Origin of the sequence: Rhizobium sp. 10PS4, from assembly GCF_032464805.1 — a bacterium.
Classification (GTDB): Bacteria; Pseudomonadota; Alphaproteobacteria; order Rhizobiales; family Rhizobiaceae; genus Rhizobium; species Rhizobium laguerreae.
Window position 1 is genome coordinate 62,319 of record NZ_JAWDIW010000002.1, and the last position, 13,905, is coordinate 76,223.

A 13,905-nucleotide genomic window follows, 5' to 3' on the forward strand; every position below is an offset into this window, starting at 1 on the left:
TCTATCCAGGCTGAACGTGGAGCGGGCAGGGGAGAGCTTCAACCTTATTCGGTCTGCAATAACGGCTTTGTGTTCGGCGGCTGAACCGAGCCCGTTGCCTGGTCGTCGACCAGTTCTGCCTCAAGGATGTAGCGCAGCGGCCCGCGTTCGGTTGCATTGAAGGGCCAGCAGGTGGTCAGCACCAGGCGGTGGCCATCGGAGGAGGGATCGATGCCGTTGGCATCCCACGGGGCGATGCGGCCCTCGCCGGCCTTGAAGGTCAATAGTTTGCCGTCGCGGCGAGTGACCTCGATCGTATCGCCGGGCCTTATATATTGCAGCCAGCGGAAATGCGTGTCTCGATGGGCGGCGATGACGGAGGTGCCTTCCTCGCCCGGTTGCGGCGTGTTGGCGAGCCAGGCCGGACCGAAGGCCAGAGCCTCGCCAGAGGCGCCGGAGAGCACGATCGCCTCCTTGCCGAGGCGCGGGGCGCGCACCTTGGCCTCCGTGGTGAAATCCGCCCAGGGCCAGGGTTTTGTCTCTTTCCCCTGAAGCTCCGCGGCGAAGGCGCGTTTCAGCAGGATTTGGGAGAGCTCCGCTTTCGCCTTCAGCAGGAAACCGTCGCCGATCAGCGCCAAGCCATAAAAGGCAAGGCCGGCGATCGCAAAAGCGATCGCCTTTTCGATCGAGGAAAGACGCCAGAGGAAGAAGCCCTTCCGCTGGCGAGGCTTCGGCATGTCGTGGGCCGTGGCGGCGGCCATGGCGAGTTCCAGATAGGTCGGAAGCGGCTCGAATTCGGCCACTTCCCCGTTCTGGCTTGCAGAGAGCCTAGAGACCATTTCGCTTGGCTCCAACTGCGATAATGCGCTTGAGGCGGCGGCGCCAGACGGCCAAACCGCTTGCCGCCGTCAGCGCCAGGAGCAGCATGGTCAGCCCGCGGATGATCTGCTCGTCGGCACGCGTCGCCGTCTGCGGCAGGTTCACGGTCGAGCTCTTCTGCGCGATCATGGTGGCCGCCTTGGCGGTCGGGGCTGCGGCCATCATGTTTGCGATCTCAGGCGATGCGGCGAGATCCTGTGTTTCGGCTGCAGCCTGCTCCGGTCCGGCGTTTTCTGCCGGCGTAGCCGAGCCATGGCGTTCTGCGCCGCCAAGAGGGGCAGCGTTTTCCCCGAAGACTTTATCGAAATCCCAACCATCCGGCAGGTTGAGCGGCAGCTTGGCCGAGCCGAGTGGCTGATCGGCCGGGCGCGACGGGGTGACATCGACGGCAACCAGGCTGGTGACGCGGGAGACGAGATGGTGGGCGAGCGCCACGGTCTCGATATCCTTGTCGAGCGCGGCCGGATCCTGACGCTCATAGGCACGGGCCTCGAAATCGCCGATCTTGCGGCGTGCCCAGAGCTTGGAAATGCCGCTGCCGTCGGCGGCATTGGCGATATCCATCTCGACGCGCCAGGGCTGGTCGCCTGTCTTGCCGATGATCTGCAGCTTGCCGGCGGGCTTCGCCTCAGGCAGCTCCGCGGTCAGCACGACGGGCTCGCCGCTGTAGAGGTCCGGCATCGGGTTCGGCGTGATATTCTCGGCTTCGATGCCTTCGAATGTCGCGGCGATATCGGTCATGGCTGGGTTCTGCAGCTTGGCGAAAAGCTCGCCCATGCGGCTTGCCACCTGGTCGGTCGAGCCGATCGCCGTGAAGGTGCCGCGGCCGATCTCGGCAGCCTTGGTCATGAAATAGGTGTTCGGCGCCGAGCCGATGCCGACGGTGAAGACACGGGCATCGCCGCGATTTGTGGTGATTTCCTGGAAGAGCTGCCGTTCGTTGCCGATCGCGCCATCCGTCAGGAAGACGACCTGACGCAGCGCGCCGGTTGCGACCGGTCCCTGGTTGCGCAGCGCAGCCTGCAAGGCAGGCAGCATTTCCGTGCCGCCGTCAGCGGTGAGGCCTCTGACATAGGCGATCGCCTTTTCGCGATTGTCAGGCGTCGCAGCAACGAGACCCTTGAAATAGTCAGTCATCGTATCGTCGAAACGGATGACGTTGAAGCGGTCGTCGGGGTTCAGCTTGGAGATGGCAAGCGCCAGGCTCTGCCTCGCCTGCTCGATCGACGGGCCGGACATGGAGCCGGAATTGTCGATGACGAAGACCACCTCGCGTTTTGCCGGCGGCGTTGCCGTATCCGGGGTCGTGGGCGGGGTGACGAAGGCGAGCAGATAGGTCTTACCATCAATCACTTCGCGGAAGAGGCCGGCACTCGGCATCTTTCCGGGAGCGGCCTTCCAGGTGAGCTCGAAATCCTTGTCGGCAGGAACGGCGTCCGCCTTCAGGCTAATTGTCCTCGCCTGGTCGCCATCCTGGCTGATATCGACCGCGTGGAAGGACGATTTGACGTCGCCGAGCGGGAAACCGGCCTTGAGGTCGACGGTTAGCGAAACCGGATTGAGCCTGGCGTTCTCACGCGGATCGAGCACAGGGGCTTCGATCTTGTCGCGGTTTTCCACCGGGTCGCGCGGCGTGGCGAAACCGGCACCGTTGTTGAACTCGACAGTCTGGACGATCGGCGTCGGATTGTAGCGCGGAGCGACGACCATCGGGAAGCGCAGCGAGAACTCGTCGCCCGACTGGTGGATGATCTGCTGGTATTCGATCTGGACGACGATGGTTTCGCCGGGACCGATATTGGCGACCTGGTTGGTGAAGATGTTCGGCCGCTGCTGTTCGAGCAACGCCGTCTTCTTGCCCTCGGCCTTGGCCTGCTCGTAGATCTCGCGGGCTTCCTGGCGCGGCTTGATCTGGCCTTCGATGAAGCGTTCGCCGATCTGCATTTTCAGCGCGTCGACGGCGGAATTGTCCGGCAGCGGAAAGACATAGGTGCCTTCGACCCAACCCTGGCTCGGATTCTGGAAGCGCTGCGTCACCTTCACCCTGGCGATCGGGCCGGAGACATCGATGGCGACATCGGTTTTCAGCCGCGGCGCTTCGACATAGAAGCCCGGCTCCTTCGAAGGAAAGAGCAGCGAGCCGCTATTGACGTCGTTCGGTCGGACAAGCGCTGCGAGCTGGGCGGATGCCTGCGGCGTCTCGGCAGCGCGGGCGGCAGAGGCAAGCCCTAGGATCGCGGCGATGCAGGCGGCAAAGGCGGTGACGGCAACAAGGACTGAAACGGATATTCGGCGCGCACGAATGCGCCCTATGGCAAACTCATCTTCCAGAAACATCGGCATACCCTCAATAACCAATTTCGGATGCCGGATGATGCGGCTTCGATCTCGGCGCGCTCGCGACGGAATTGCGGCGTGGCGCGGCATTTGTTGCGGCTTATTCGTGGCAATGGCCGAATTCGACGATGCTACTGATTTCAGGGGATAAATCCGGGTGACTTCAGAGATTGACTCAAGATCTTCGCATGGCGTTTCGATCGCGTGACGCAAGCCTCTCCGAAGGGGATGGCATGCCGGGCTGGTGGCGCGGCGAACCGATCAATAAGAATCATGCCACCATGACGCCTTTCCGCTTGAAATGCCGTCATACATTGGACATAGAGCTAACCGCAGAACTCCGGTCCCGGCTTTCTGCCCGTTTCAACCATTAGGACCGTTATCATGGCTTTCCTTGCCGATGCTCTTTCCCGTGTGAAGCCTTCAGCCACCATCGCCGTCTCCCAGAAAGCGCGCGAGCTGAAAGCAAAAGGACGTGACGTCATCGGCCTTGGCGCGGGTGAGCCGGATTTCGATACGCCCGATAATATTAAGACGGCCGCCATCGACGCGATCAACCGCGGCGAGACGAAGTACACGCCGGTTTCCGGTATCCCGGAACTGCGCAAAGCGATCGCCGCCAAGTTCAAGCGCGAGAACGGCCTCGACTATTCCTGGGAGCAGACGATCGTCGGCACCGGCGGCAAGCAGATCCTTTTCAACGCCTTCATGGCGACGCTGAACCCCGGCGACGAAGTCGTCATCCCGGCGCCTTACTGGGTTTCCTATCCTGAGATGGTGGCGCTGTGCGGCGGCACGCCAGTTTTCGTTTCGGCCACCCAGGAGCATAACTTCAAGCTCCAGGCGGCCGATCTCGAAAAGGCGATCACGCCGAAGACCAAGTGGTTCATCTTCAACTCGCCGTCTAATCCGACTGGGGCGGCCTATACGCAGGATGAGCTGAAGGCGCTGACCGATGTGCTGATGAAGTATCCGCAGGTCTGGGTGCTGACCGACGACATGTACGAGCACCTGACCTATGGCGACTTCAAGTTCGTCACGCCTGTGGAAGTCGAGCCGAAGCTCTACGACCGCACGCTGACGATGAACGGCGTCTCCAAGGCCTATGCGATGACCGGCTGGCGTATCGGCTATGCAGCCGGTCCGATCCAGCTCATCAAGGCGATGGACATGATCCAGGGTCAGCAGACCTCGGGTGCGACCTCGATCGCCCAGTGGGCGGCCGTCGAAGCGCTGAACGGCACGCAGGACTTCATCCCTGCGAACAAGAAGATCTTCGAAGGTCGTCGCGATCTCGTCGTTTCGATGCTGAACCAGGCCAAGGGCATTGTCTGCCCGGTTCCGGAGGGCGCCTTCTATGTCTATCCGTCCTGCGCCGGCCTGATCGGCAAGACGGCTCCGTCGGGCAAGGTGATCGAGACGGACGAGGATTTCGTTTCCGAGCTTCTGGAAACGGAAGGCGTCGCCGTCGTTCACGGTTCGGCCTTCGGCCTCGGCCCGAACTTCCGCATCTCCTACGCGACTTCGGAAGAGCTGCTCGAGGAAGCTTGCCGCCGCATCCAGCGCTTCTGCGGCGCCTGCAAGTAAGCGGTTCTCAAAAACACAAATCGAAGGCCTGCTGGCGACGGCGGGCCTTTTTGTTTGCGGCGACGTTGACGATGTAGCTGCATGTAGCTACATTTACCCTCATGAAGACCGTTTCGATCCGTGATGCGAAGAACCGCCTGACCGAACTCGCCCGTGAGGTCGAGGAAGGTGAAACCATTGTCGTGACACGCAACGGCCGGCCGGTGTTCGATCTCGTGCCGCATCAAAAACGCGGCGGTTTGAACCTGGAAGCCGGCGAAGCCTATCTTCGTTCCAAGGGTATCACGCGCACGGAGATGTATATCGCCGACGACTTCGACGATCCTTTGCCGGAAGATTTTCTTCTCAAGCCGCTGCCGTGATCATGCGTCTGCTGCTTGACACGCACATGGTGATTGCAATTGCTCAGAAGAAACTGGCGGAGCGTTTTCCGCGTGTCGAGCAGGTGCTTTCGGACGGTGCCGCCATCGGTTTCGTCAGCGTCGCCAGCCTCTGGGAAATTGCCATCAAGACCAGGCTTGGAAAATTGCAGCCCGGATTGCCCCTCGAGACCATTCCCTTTTATCTCGGGGAGATCGGGCTGACGATCCTGCCCATCGATATCGCGCACGTCATCACCGCCGCTGACCCCGAGCCGGAGGCGCGCGATCCCTTCGATCGCTTGCTGCTTGCGCAATGCAAGGTCGAGGGGCTGCAGCTTGCGACAGTCGACCGGCTGCTCGTTGATCATCCATTGGCGCTGCGGCTCTAAGTTCACGTTCCGATTCAATATGCTCCTCATCTGAATCCGCTTCGCCTCGCAAGTCGTTGAAATCCGATTCAAAACGTGACGCAGAGTGACGGTCTGGCGGGTGATCTGCGGTTGCGGGTTGGCATCAAACCAACTAGATATCCGGCATCAGTTTAAGTCGCCGCTTCGGGAGGCCGGGATTTTGCAGCAGAGTGCCGTGATCGTCTGTTCGGATGTCAACATGCTGCCGGCCGCCTGCTGCACCCTGCTTTCCGTCAAGCGCAATCTCTCAAATTCCACTGTGGAGTTCCTGCTTCTCGGCATCGACCTCAAGCCGAACGAGATCGCCGAGGTCGGAAATTTCGCGCGGCTGCACGGCATGGCAATCAAGGTGTTGCCCTACCATACGCCGGATACGGCGCTGCAGGCGCGGGGTCGCTGGTCGGGCGCGACGCTGGCGCGGCTCTACATGGATCTGCACATTCCCGATCATGTTGAGCGGCTGCTTTATCTCGATGCCGATGTGCTTGCGGTTGCGCCGGTCGACGACCTCTTCGCCGTGGATTTGCAAGGCAAGGCGCTTGCCGCCATAGACGATTATGTCATGGCCTTTCCCGAGAAGGCCGGCGCACGGCAGCGGAAGATCGGCATGCGCGAGGGCGGCCGGTATTTCAATGCCGGCGTGTTGCTGTTCGACTGGTCGGCCTCCCAGGCGAGGGGGCTTTTTGCCAGGACACGGGAGATTTTCGAGGAGCGGTCGCATCTTTTCGAGAATAACGACCAGGATGCGCTGAACGTCACTTTCGACGGCGACTGGCTGGTGCTCGATCCGCGCTGGAACACGCAGACGGGCCTCCTGCCTTTCGTTGGCCGGCCGGCGATCATCCATTTCACCGGCCGGAAAAAGCCGTGGCAGGCGACTGTGCCGTGGGTGCATCGCCGGATGGCGAAGCGTTATGCAGAGGATCTCGCCAATACGCCGTGGGCTTCCTTCTGCAGACAGCCATCGATGACGGGCCGGATCGCGGGGTTCCTTTCGCATTTGGGAAAGCGGATCGGCGGGCTGGCGCGGCTGGCGCGGACACGCGCTTATTTCAGCAACAGCTAGTGGGACGGCAAAGCGCATCGTCCTTGGAAAGTGCATGTGAGCCGATATGGAAGCAATCCCCAGCGACACGCAGACCATGGCCGCCCCGGATGGCGGCTTCAATTTTCCGACGCCGGAGGCGTGGAAGGCGATGTTGTCGCACTATACCCACGTCGTGCTGGTGGCAAACAGCGAAGCCGTCGATTTCAAACGGCTGCGAAGCGAATTGCCGGAGACGGCGCTCTACGTCTTCTTCAATAATGTCTATAAGGTGCTCGACGAACCCTTCGCCGGGCATGCGGTGCTGTTTGCCCGCAGCGGCGTGATGGGCGCCAATATCGTCCACCGGCGCGAGGCGGCGGGTGTCCTGCGCTTCTTTGCCGGCGACGATTTTTTGGGCGTCGTCAACATTCGAGTCTCTCCGGAGGAAAACTTCAGCGAGGAGGGCCGCTTCGAAGGCGCTGAAACCCGTCACCTTGATCTGACGAAAATGCTCGTCGACCTCTATCCGGTGGGCAAGATCGCGACGAGTGGTTTTGCAGTGGCGCTGTGGCTCGCCGAACTGCAACTGCCGGGCAAGGTCCTGCTTGCCGGTTTTTCGGCGAAGAGGAGCGAGAAGTGGAAGGTCTTCGACGTGCACGACTGGACGTTCGAGCAGATCTTCCTGCGTCTCTTTGCACGGATGGGAACGATCTCAATGATGGGCGGTGTGGATGCCAGCCCCTATGCGGCAATTGCCAGACGGTTTCCACAGGTGCCGCCGATCGAGATCGCGATGACGGCGGCCGAAGTCCTGTCGGAACGGCTCCACAACGCAAATAGCCAGATCGACAGGCTCATGTCCGTCACCAAATCCATCCGCGCCATCGAGGGTTTCTTCCGGCGCTTCAAGCCGAAAACCCGCAAGCAGCGTTTCCTCGAAAAGTCGAAGGAATGACTGTCGAAAGCTCTCCTCAAAAGGCGGGCTGTCAGGCCGCTCCGTAAGTTGACGTTACCGTGCGGATAACTGCTCTCCGTTCCCCCTTTCGGGGGAGACGCAGCCTTCAAAGCCCCAGCGCCGTCAGCATGACGAAGGTGGCGAAGAGGATGAAATGCGTCATGCCCTCGATGGCGTTGGTCTCGCCGTCGTTGAGGTTGATCGCGGCGGCAATCAGCGTGATCGCCACCATCACCGTCTGTACCGGGGTCATCGCCATGATGAAGGGCTGGCCGGTATAGAGCGCGATCGCCTCCATGACGGGCACCGTCAGGATGACCGTCGACAGCGAGGCGCCCATGGCGATGTTGACCGTCGCCTGCATGCGGTTCCTGAGTGCTGCCCTCAACGCGGTCAGAATCTCGGGGGCGGCCGAAATCGCCGCGACGACGACGGCGGTTACGGCGATCGGAGCGCCGCTGTCGCGCAGGCCTTCGGTCATGAAGGCCGCCATGAATTCCGCGAGCAGGCCGATAATGACGACGCCGGCGAGAATGGTGGCAATCGAGATCGCGGCCGGTGCGTCGTGGTCATGCTCATGCGGACTTTCTTTCTTCCGTTCGGAGCGCGGATAGCTGTAGCTGAAGAAATAGCTGTGCTGGCCAACCTGCATGCGCAGGAAGAGGCCATAAAGCGCGATCATCGCGACGATGGTGAAGGCGGAATAATAGTGCCATTTGTCGCTCGGCACGAATTCCGGCACGATCATCGAGATGCCCATGGCGGTGAGGATCATCACGCCGTAGGTCTTGCCGGAATTGTCGTTGTAGGGCTGTTCGCCGTGCTTGAGGCCGCCGAGCAGGGCGGCGAGGCCGAGAATGCCATTGATATCGAGCATCAGCGCCGAATAGATCGTATCGCGCACCAGCGTCGGCGAGCTCTCGCTGCTCATCATGATGGCGAGGATAATGACTTCGACGGCGACGGCCGAGAGCGTCAAGATCATCGTGCCATAGGGATCGCCGACCTTGACGGCGAGCAGCTCGGCATGATGGGCAACGCGGATCGAGGCGAGCACGATGGTGCCGACCAGGGCAGCGGCGGCAATGAGCGCGACGCCGCGCCCCATCTCGATCACCGCATGTTCCGAGAAATAAGCGATCGCTGCAACGACAAGTGCGGCGACCAGAAACTTTTCCTCTTTAAAGCGTGACGCGATCCCCAAGCCTCAGCTCCTGCCCCGATTGATGCGTTCTATCTAAGTCACTGATTTCGTATCTCAAGCAAGCTCCGGTCGAGTGCCATTTGCAGTCTTCGGCGTTTAATGGAATACTGAACGTCATCGGGGCCGGAAAGCAGATCGCGGCGTCCTCGAATTCTCGTCAAGCGGCCGCGATGATCCGGATCTTTTCCGGAAGCGTGCGAATGCGCAACAAGAAGATGAGGAGGCGGATGCATGATCAAGGTGGTCTACGAAGTCGTGCCGCATGACGGCGGCTGGGCCTACAGGCTGGGGGGTGTCTATTCCGAGGCATTCCCGACCCATGCCGAGGCGCTCGAAGCTGCGCGCATCGTCGCGGCCGAACAGCAGGTCGGCGGCGATTCCGCCGAGATCAGTTGGCAGGACGAGAACGGCAAATGGCATGAGGAATATGCCGAGGGCGGCGACCGGCCGGAAACCGAGGTGGTGGACGGCCAGTGGAAGGATCGCACGGCCGAGGCCTCGCGAGGCATCGGCAGCTAACCATCTCCCGCCAATGCCCGCGCGACGATCGCATCGACGAATTCGCGCTTATGCGCAGCATAGCGGTCTCCGTCCATCCTGTATTCGGCAGCCAGCCTGCGTTTGAGCGCGGCATAATCGGCCGATGCTTGCGGATGCGCGATGAGATAATCCCGGAAAGCCAGCCTGTTTCGATGCGTGCCGTTACCTTCAGGGCAGAGGTAGACCCGTTCCGCCGGCACTGAACCTCTCGATAAAAACGCCCAGACTTCGTCGTCATAGCGGTTGCCGCGCGGTTCATAGCCTTCGGCCAGAAGCACGCGTGTGGCGTCTTCGATATGCCCGAGGCCGGGAAGAACGATGTCGATATCGATAAGCGGTTTGGCGATCATGCCTGGTATCGACGTGCTGCCGATGTGATCGATGGAGAGAACCTGCGGCAGCAAGGCCAGCAACTTGTCGCGAATATGCCGGAATGCTTGCGGCCATTGCGGATCATAGGGCACGAGTTCAACCGGATTGTGCGTTCTCATTTCCCGTCTCGCTGGAGCGGCATCCGTCCGAAAGAGTGCGCTGAGGACGTTCCGTTATTTGAAATTTGCGCATGATTCTTTCCGAAAATCGATTCCGATTTCGTGGTCACGCGCTGCCCGAATATCGATGATAGTCCTGCAGGCCCTTGACCAATGCGTCGAAGGTGGCACGGCAGCGCGGCGAAGTCTTCAGGCTCTCATGCATCGCCACCCAGGTGCCGAGCGGTATGGCGAAGGCATCGGGCAGGACGTGCACTAGGTCGGGGTTCCCCCGGGCAAGTCCGATCTGGCAGAGACCGATGCCGACGCCGGCGCGGATCGCCGAAAGCTGGGCAAGATTGCTGTCGGTCCGGTAAGAGAAATCGATGCCGGGCACCGCATAGCGTTTCATCGCCATGCGGACATAGGCCGTCTGCCGGTCGAAGCCGATGAGCCGGTGGTTTGCGAGGTCAGCCAGGGTTTGCGGCATGCCGTGTCGTTCGAGATAGCGGCGATGGGCATGGAAGCCGAGCGGGATATCACCGATGCGGCGCACAACGAGTGCAGCCTGCTGCGGCTCGGCCATGCGCACGGCGATATCGGCCTCGCGGTTTACCAGGTCCTCGATCGTATCGGAAGCCGAGAGCTCGATCTGAAGTTCGGGATAGGTCTCCTGCAGCGGTCCGAGAATCCCCGGCAGCACTTCGACGGCGATAACTTCGCTGGCGCTGATCCTGACCGTTCCCGCCACACGCTCTCGCTGGCCGGATGCGGTGCGCAAAAGGGCGGCGGTGGTTGCTGCCAGCGTTTCGGCATAGGGCTTCAAGGCCAGTGCGGCGTCGGTCGGCAGCAGGCCGTTCGGCGAGCGGGTGAAAAGTTCGGCGCCGATCGCCAGTTCCAGTCCGTCGACATGGCGGCCTATGGTTGGCTGGGTTAGCCCCAGTTTGCGGGCGGCCGCCGAAAGCGACCCCTGCTGAAGCACGGTAAGAAAACTGCGGTAGGAATCCCAGCTCGGCTCCATGCTCATACATTTTTGTATAACAGATGTACTTCTTTCGTCAATTTCGTTTATGCCATGCTGATGGCATGATCCTCTCATCCGATCGAAGGAGATGATTGTCATGAGCAGCGAAATGAAGATGTCGGCCCTTATTCTCGGCGCGACAGGCGGTATTGGCGGCGCGGTTGCCCGCAAGCTGCTTGCGCGCGGCTGGCGCGTCCGGGCGCTGAACCGTGACGCCGCCAAGGCGTCGAGGAGCGAGCCGGCTTTCGAATGGGTGCAGGGCGATGCGATGAATGCGGGCGACGTCCTGAGGGCGGCCGAAGGGGTCGGCCTGATCGTCCATGCCGTCAATCCGCCCGGCTATCGCGACTGGGAAACGCTGGTGCTGCCGATGCTCGACAATACCATCGCCGCTGCTCGCGCTGTCGGCGTGCGCATCGTGCTGCCGGGCAACGTCTATAATTTCGGTCCCGACGCCCTGCCGGCGCCGACGGAAGAAAGCCCGCAGCATCCGGTGACGAAGAAGGGGACGATCCGGGTCGAAATGGAGAGGCGGCTGAAGGCGGCGTCACAGTCCGGCGCCGGCGTTATCATTGTCAGGGCGGGCGATTTCTTCGGCCCAGGCACGACGGCCAATAGCTGGTTTTCATCTGGTCTCGTGACCTCAGGCAAGCCCGTCGGCACGATCAGGAACCCGGGTCGGCGCGGTGTCGGTCATCAATGGGCCTACCTGCCAGACATGGCGGAAACCATCGCCCAGCTCATCGAGCGGGCCGATCGGCTGCCGGCCTTCGCTGTCTATCACATGGAGGGCTTCTGGGATGCTGATGGCATGCAGATGGCCGAAGCGATCAAGCGCGTTGCCGGCGGTAAGGCAAAGATCGGCAACTTCCCCTGGTGGTTCTTGCCGCTTGCTGCACTCTTCGTACCCGTGATGCGGGAGATCAAGGAGATGCGCTATCTCTGGAAGGTGCCGGTGCGGATGAGGAACGACAAGCTTACGGCCGAACTCGGCAAAGAGCCGCAGACACCGATCGACGAGGCGGTAAGGGCTTCGCTCGTGGCGCTTGGCTGCCTGCCCGGACCGCATCGTGACACAGCGGACGCCCTGATCGGGCACTTGTCGCGGAACGCGGGTTAGCTCTCGAGTTCGGCCAGCGCGATCCGGGCGACCGTCAGGGCCGTTTCTGCCTGCTGAATATTCGGATCGCCGAGGAACCAGGCGGCGGAAAGACCGGAATAGGCTACGATCCACTGCAGCAGCCGCTTCGGCTCCAGCTTCGCCTCCGCGGAGACGATGGCCAACTGGCGGCGGAAACGGGCGGGATCGGTGATGACAGGCAGTTCTTCGTTGGCGAAGATATTGGCGAAATCGAAGCCGCGCTCGCCGTACAGCCGCTTCGGATCGATGGCCAGCCAGCCGCGCGCCTCGAAATCGAGGATATTGTCGTGGTGGATGTCGCCATGGAGGATGGTGAGATCACACTGATCGGCAAGGAGAACGTTTGCGATCGCCGAGCAATCGGCAAGCGTGCCGCCATGCTTGCCTGCCGCCGGCTCCAGATCACGGAACCAGCGGGTAAGGGAGATGGGATCGGGAAGCGGTTTATCGCGCGGCGCATGCAGCCGGGCCGCGGTGCGGCAGAGGATGCGGCTTGCCTCATCGTCCTCGCCGTTCATGGCCATGGCAAGCAGCGAGCGTTTTCCCGTCGCCCTTTCGAGCAGCACGGCATCGCCCTCATGGGCATACACATAGGCTGCCCCGTCCCCCTCCCACCACTGCATCAGAAGCGCGCCGTATCGTTCGTCGATATCGGCCGCCACTTTCAGCATGGCAGGCCTGTCCTGCCAGAGGACCGGCAGCAGGCGGCTGGAGTGGGTGATGATGGGCTCGCCGTCTGTTATGAGCGACCAGCGATCAAGATAGGGAGCAAACATGGCGGCACCCTACAAAAACCCGCCGAAGATGGAAATCCCGCCTTTCGGCGGGATTCGCATTCGCGTGTGAAAGGTCAGGCGACCTTTTCGAGAATGGGATAGTCGATATAGCCCTTGCCGGTGCCACCATAGAAGGTCGACTGGTCGGGCGTGTTGAGTGGCAGGTTGTGTTCCAGGCGCTCGACGAGATCGGGATTGGCGATGAAGGGCTTGCCGAAGGCGACGAGATCGGCGCGGCCGCTTTCGACGGCGTCGATCGCCAGAGCGCGATCGTAACCATTGTTGACCATCCAGTCGGCCTTGCCGCCGGCCTTTTCATAAGTCTGGCACAGCGCCTTGTAATCGAAGGAGGGATTGTCGCCCTGCTTGTAGTCGCGGTCGCCGCCAGTCTGCCCTTCGATGACATGGATATAGGCCAGCTCGTATTTGGCCAGTCCTTCGACGACATGGCTGAAGGTCGCCTGCGGATTGGAATCGTAGCTTTCGCCTGATGGCGTCACTGGCGAGATGCGGATCGCGGTGCGGCCGGCGCCGATTTCCTTGACCACGGCATCGACGACTTCAAAGGTCAGACGGGTGCGGTTTTTGATCGAGCCGCCATATTGGTCGGTGCGGTCGTTGATACCGTCGCGGATGAACTGGTCGAGCAGGTAGCCGTTGGCGCCGTGGATCTCGACACCGTCGAAGCCGGCGTCGATCGCCGCACGGGCAGCCTTGCGGTAATCCTCGATGATGCCGGGGATTTCGGCGGTTTCCAGCGCGCGCGGCTCGGAGGTGTCGGCAAAGCTGCCGGTGCCGTCGGCATTGACCAGATAGGTCTTGGCCTTGGCGATGCGGTTGGTCGAGGAAACCGGTTTGCCGTCGTTCGGCTGAAGCGTCGTGTGCGAGATACGGCCAACATGCCACATCTGGACGACGATCTTGCCACCGGCTGCGTGAACGGCGTCGGTCACGCGCTTCCAGCCGTCTAAAGCCTCTTTGCTGTAGAGACCAGGCACGTTGGCATAACCCTGGCCCTGATGGGTGATCGCGGTTGCTTCGGTGATGATCAGGCCAGCGGTAGCGCGCTGGCGGTAATATTCGACGTTGAGGTCGTTGGGGATTGCGCCCGGCGAGCGGTTGCGGGTGAGCGGCGCCATGACGATGTGGTTCTTGACTAAAATGTCGCCGACTTTCGTGGGTTCGAAAAGCTTGGCCATGATGGTCCTTTCTTT

Annotated in this window: 14 protein-coding genes; 7 read left to right on the plus strand and 7 right to left on the minus strand. The window is 61.4% G+C overall.

The window, feature by feature from the left end:
• Positions 1–44 precede the first annotated feature (44 nt).
• Entirely contained in the window at positions 45–818 is a 774-nt protein-coding gene (locus tag RWJ89_RS03230; RefSeq protein WP_131664615.1) for a class GN sortase, read from the minus strand.
• On the minus strand, positions 808–3,195 hold the full coding sequence (locus RWJ89_RS03235; protein ID WP_131664616.1) for a marine proteobacterial sortase target protein: 2,388 nt from the start codon (positions 3,193–3,195) through the stop codon (positions 808–810). The genes RWJ89_RS03230 and RWJ89_RS03235 overlap by 11 nt, the downstream gene beginning before the upstream one ends.
• 384 nt (positions 3,196–3,579) lie before the next feature.
• Between RWJ89_RS03235 and RWJ89_RS03240 the strand changes: the two genes are divergently transcribed.
• The 5 genes from RWJ89_RS03240 to RWJ89_RS03260 all read left to right on the plus strand — a co-directional run bounded on the left by RWJ89_RS03240 (position 3,580) and on the right by RWJ89_RS03260 (position 7,536).
• Positions 3,580–4,782 (plus strand): pyridoxal phosphate-dependent aminotransferase, encoded by a 1,203-nt coding sequence (locus RWJ89_RS03240; RefSeq protein WP_077978883.1) that lies wholly within the window; start codon positions 3,580–3,582, stop codon positions 4,780–4,782.
• Between the two features lie 101 nt (positions 4,783–4,883).
• Complete coding sequence (locus RWJ89_RS03245) at positions 4,884–5,144, plus strand: type II toxin-antitoxin system Phd/YefM family antitoxin (protein WP_011652922.1); 261 nt, start codon at positions 4,884–4,886, stop codon at positions 5,142–5,144.
• A 2-nt stretch (positions 5,145–5,146) separates the two neighbouring features.
• Positions 5,147–5,533, plus strand: a complete 387-nt coding sequence (locus RWJ89_RS03250; protein WP_077978882.1) for a type II toxin-antitoxin system VapC family toxin — start codon at positions 5,147–5,149, stop codon at positions 5,531–5,533.
• A gap of 100 nt (positions 5,534–5,633) precedes the next feature.
• Entirely contained in the window at positions 5,634–6,620 is a 987-nt protein-coding gene (locus RWJ89_RS03255) for a glycosyltransferase family 8 protein (protein ID WP_316030684.1), read from the plus strand.
• 46 nt (positions 6,621–6,666) lie between these two features.
• Positions 6,667–7,536, plus strand: a complete 870-nt coding sequence (locus tag RWJ89_RS03260; protein WP_316030566.1) for a 3-deoxy-manno-octulosonate cytidylyltransferase — start codon at positions 6,667–6,669, stop codon at positions 7,534–7,536.
• A 106-nt stretch (positions 7,537–7,642) separates the two neighbouring features.
• Here the strand turns inward: RWJ89_RS03260 and RWJ89_RS03265 are convergent, their stop codons facing one another.
• On the minus strand, positions 7,643–8,740 hold the full coding sequence (locus tag RWJ89_RS03265; protein WP_131639585.1) for a calcium:proton antiporter: 1,098 nt from the start codon (positions 8,738–8,740) through the stop codon (positions 7,643–7,645).
• Positions 8,741–8,971: 231 nt separating this feature from the next.
• Here RWJ89_RS03265 and RWJ89_RS03270 point away from each other — a divergent pair, with 231 nt between their 5' ends.
• On the plus strand, positions 8,972–9,259 hold the full coding sequence (locus tag RWJ89_RS03270; protein ID WP_077978879.1) for a DUF2188 domain-containing protein: 288 nt from the start codon (positions 8,972–8,974) through the stop codon (positions 9,257–9,259).
• Here the strand turns inward: RWJ89_RS03270 and RWJ89_RS03275 are convergent.
• Together RWJ89_RS03275 and RWJ89_RS03280 are read right to left on the minus strand one after the other, a co-directional pair.
• Positions 9,256–9,771, minus strand: a complete 516-nt coding sequence (locus RWJ89_RS03275; protein WP_316030567.1) for a GrpB family protein — start codon at positions 9,769–9,771, stop codon at positions 9,256–9,258. The genes RWJ89_RS03270 and RWJ89_RS03275 overlap by 4 nt on opposite strands.
• A 106-nt stretch (positions 9,772–9,877) precedes the next feature.
• Positions 9,878–10,777, minus strand: coding sequence for a LysR family transcriptional regulator (locus RWJ89_RS03280; RefSeq protein WP_316030568.1), 900 nt, complete (start codon positions 10,775–10,777; stop codon positions 9,878–9,880).
• Between the two features lie 94 nt (positions 10,778–10,871).
• On the opposite strand from RWJ89_RS03280, the gene RWJ89_RS03285 reads away from it, so the two are divergent.
• The gene (locus RWJ89_RS03285) at positions 10,872–11,894 is read left to right on the plus strand and encodes an NAD(P)H-binding protein (protein ID WP_316030569.1); all 1,023 of its coding nucleotides are present in this window, start codon (positions 10,872–10,874) and stop codon (positions 11,892–11,894) included.
• On the opposite strand, the gene RWJ89_RS03290 is transcribed toward RWJ89_RS03285, so the two are convergent.
• Both RWJ89_RS03290 and RWJ89_RS03295 read right to left on the minus strand, forming a co-directional pair.
• Entirely contained in the window at positions 11,891–12,691 is an 801-nt protein-coding gene (locus tag RWJ89_RS03290; RefSeq protein WP_316029859.1) for an aminoglycoside phosphotransferase family protein, read from the minus strand. The two genes, RWJ89_RS03285 and RWJ89_RS03290, sit on opposite strands and share 4 nt — an antisense overlap.
• A 74-nt stretch (positions 12,692–12,765) precedes the next feature.
• Positions 12,766–13,890: an alkene reductase gene (locus tag RWJ89_RS03295; protein ID WP_316030570.1), complete on the minus strand. Its 1,125-nt coding sequence runs from the start codon at positions 13,888–13,890 to the stop codon at positions 12,766–12,768.
• Positions 13,891–13,905: the final 15 nt, after the last annotated feature.

Excerpts from the sequence above, each read along its gene's own strand:
- RWJ89_RS03230 (WP_131664615.1), bottom strand. The coding sequence starts at position 818 with ATGGTCTCTAGGCTCTCTGCAAGCCAGAACGGGGAAGTGGCCGAATTC.
- RWJ89_RS03235 (WP_131664616.1), bottom strand. The coding sequence starts at position 3,195 with ATGTTTCTGGAAGATGAGTTTGCCATAGGGCGCATTCGTGCGCGCCGA.
- RWJ89_RS03240 (WP_077978883.1), top strand. The coding sequence starts at position 3,580 with ATGGCTTTCCTTGCCGATGCTCTTTCCCGTGTGAAGCCTTCAGCCACC.
- RWJ89_RS03245 (WP_011652922.1), top strand. The coding sequence starts at position 4,884 with ATGAAGACCGTTTCGATCCGTGATGCGAAGAACCGCCTGACCGAACTC.
- RWJ89_RS03250 (WP_077978882.1), top strand. The coding sequence starts at position 5,147 with ATGCGTCTGCTGCTTGACACGCACATGGTGATTGCAATTGCTCAGAAG.
- RWJ89_RS03260 (WP_316030566.1), top strand. The coding sequence starts at position 6,667 with ATGGAAGCAATCCCCAGCGACACGCAGACCATGGCCGCCCCGGATGGC.
- RWJ89_RS03270 (WP_077978879.1), top strand. The coding sequence starts at position 8,972 with ATGATCAAGGTGGTCTACGAAGTCGTGCCGCATGACGGCGGCTGGGCC.
- RWJ89_RS03275 (WP_316030567.1), bottom strand. The coding sequence starts at position 9,771 with ATGAGAACGCACAATCCGGTTGAACTCGTGCCCTATGATCCGCAATGG.
- RWJ89_RS03280 (WP_316030568.1), bottom strand. The coding sequence starts at position 10,777 with ATGAGCATGGAGCCGAGCTGGGATTCCTACCGCAGTTTTCTTACCGTG.
- RWJ89_RS03285 (WP_316030569.1), top strand. The coding sequence starts at position 10,872 with ATGAGCAGCGAAATGAAGATGTCGGCCCTTATTCTCGGCGCGACAGGC.
- RWJ89_RS03290 (WP_316029859.1), bottom strand. The coding sequence starts at position 12,691 with ATGTTTGCTCCCTATCTTGATCGCTGGTCGCTCATAACAGACGGCGAG.
- RWJ89_RS03295 (WP_316030570.1), bottom strand. The coding sequence starts at position 13,890 with ATGGCCAAGCTTTTCGAACCCACGAAAGTCGGCGACATTTTAGTCAAG.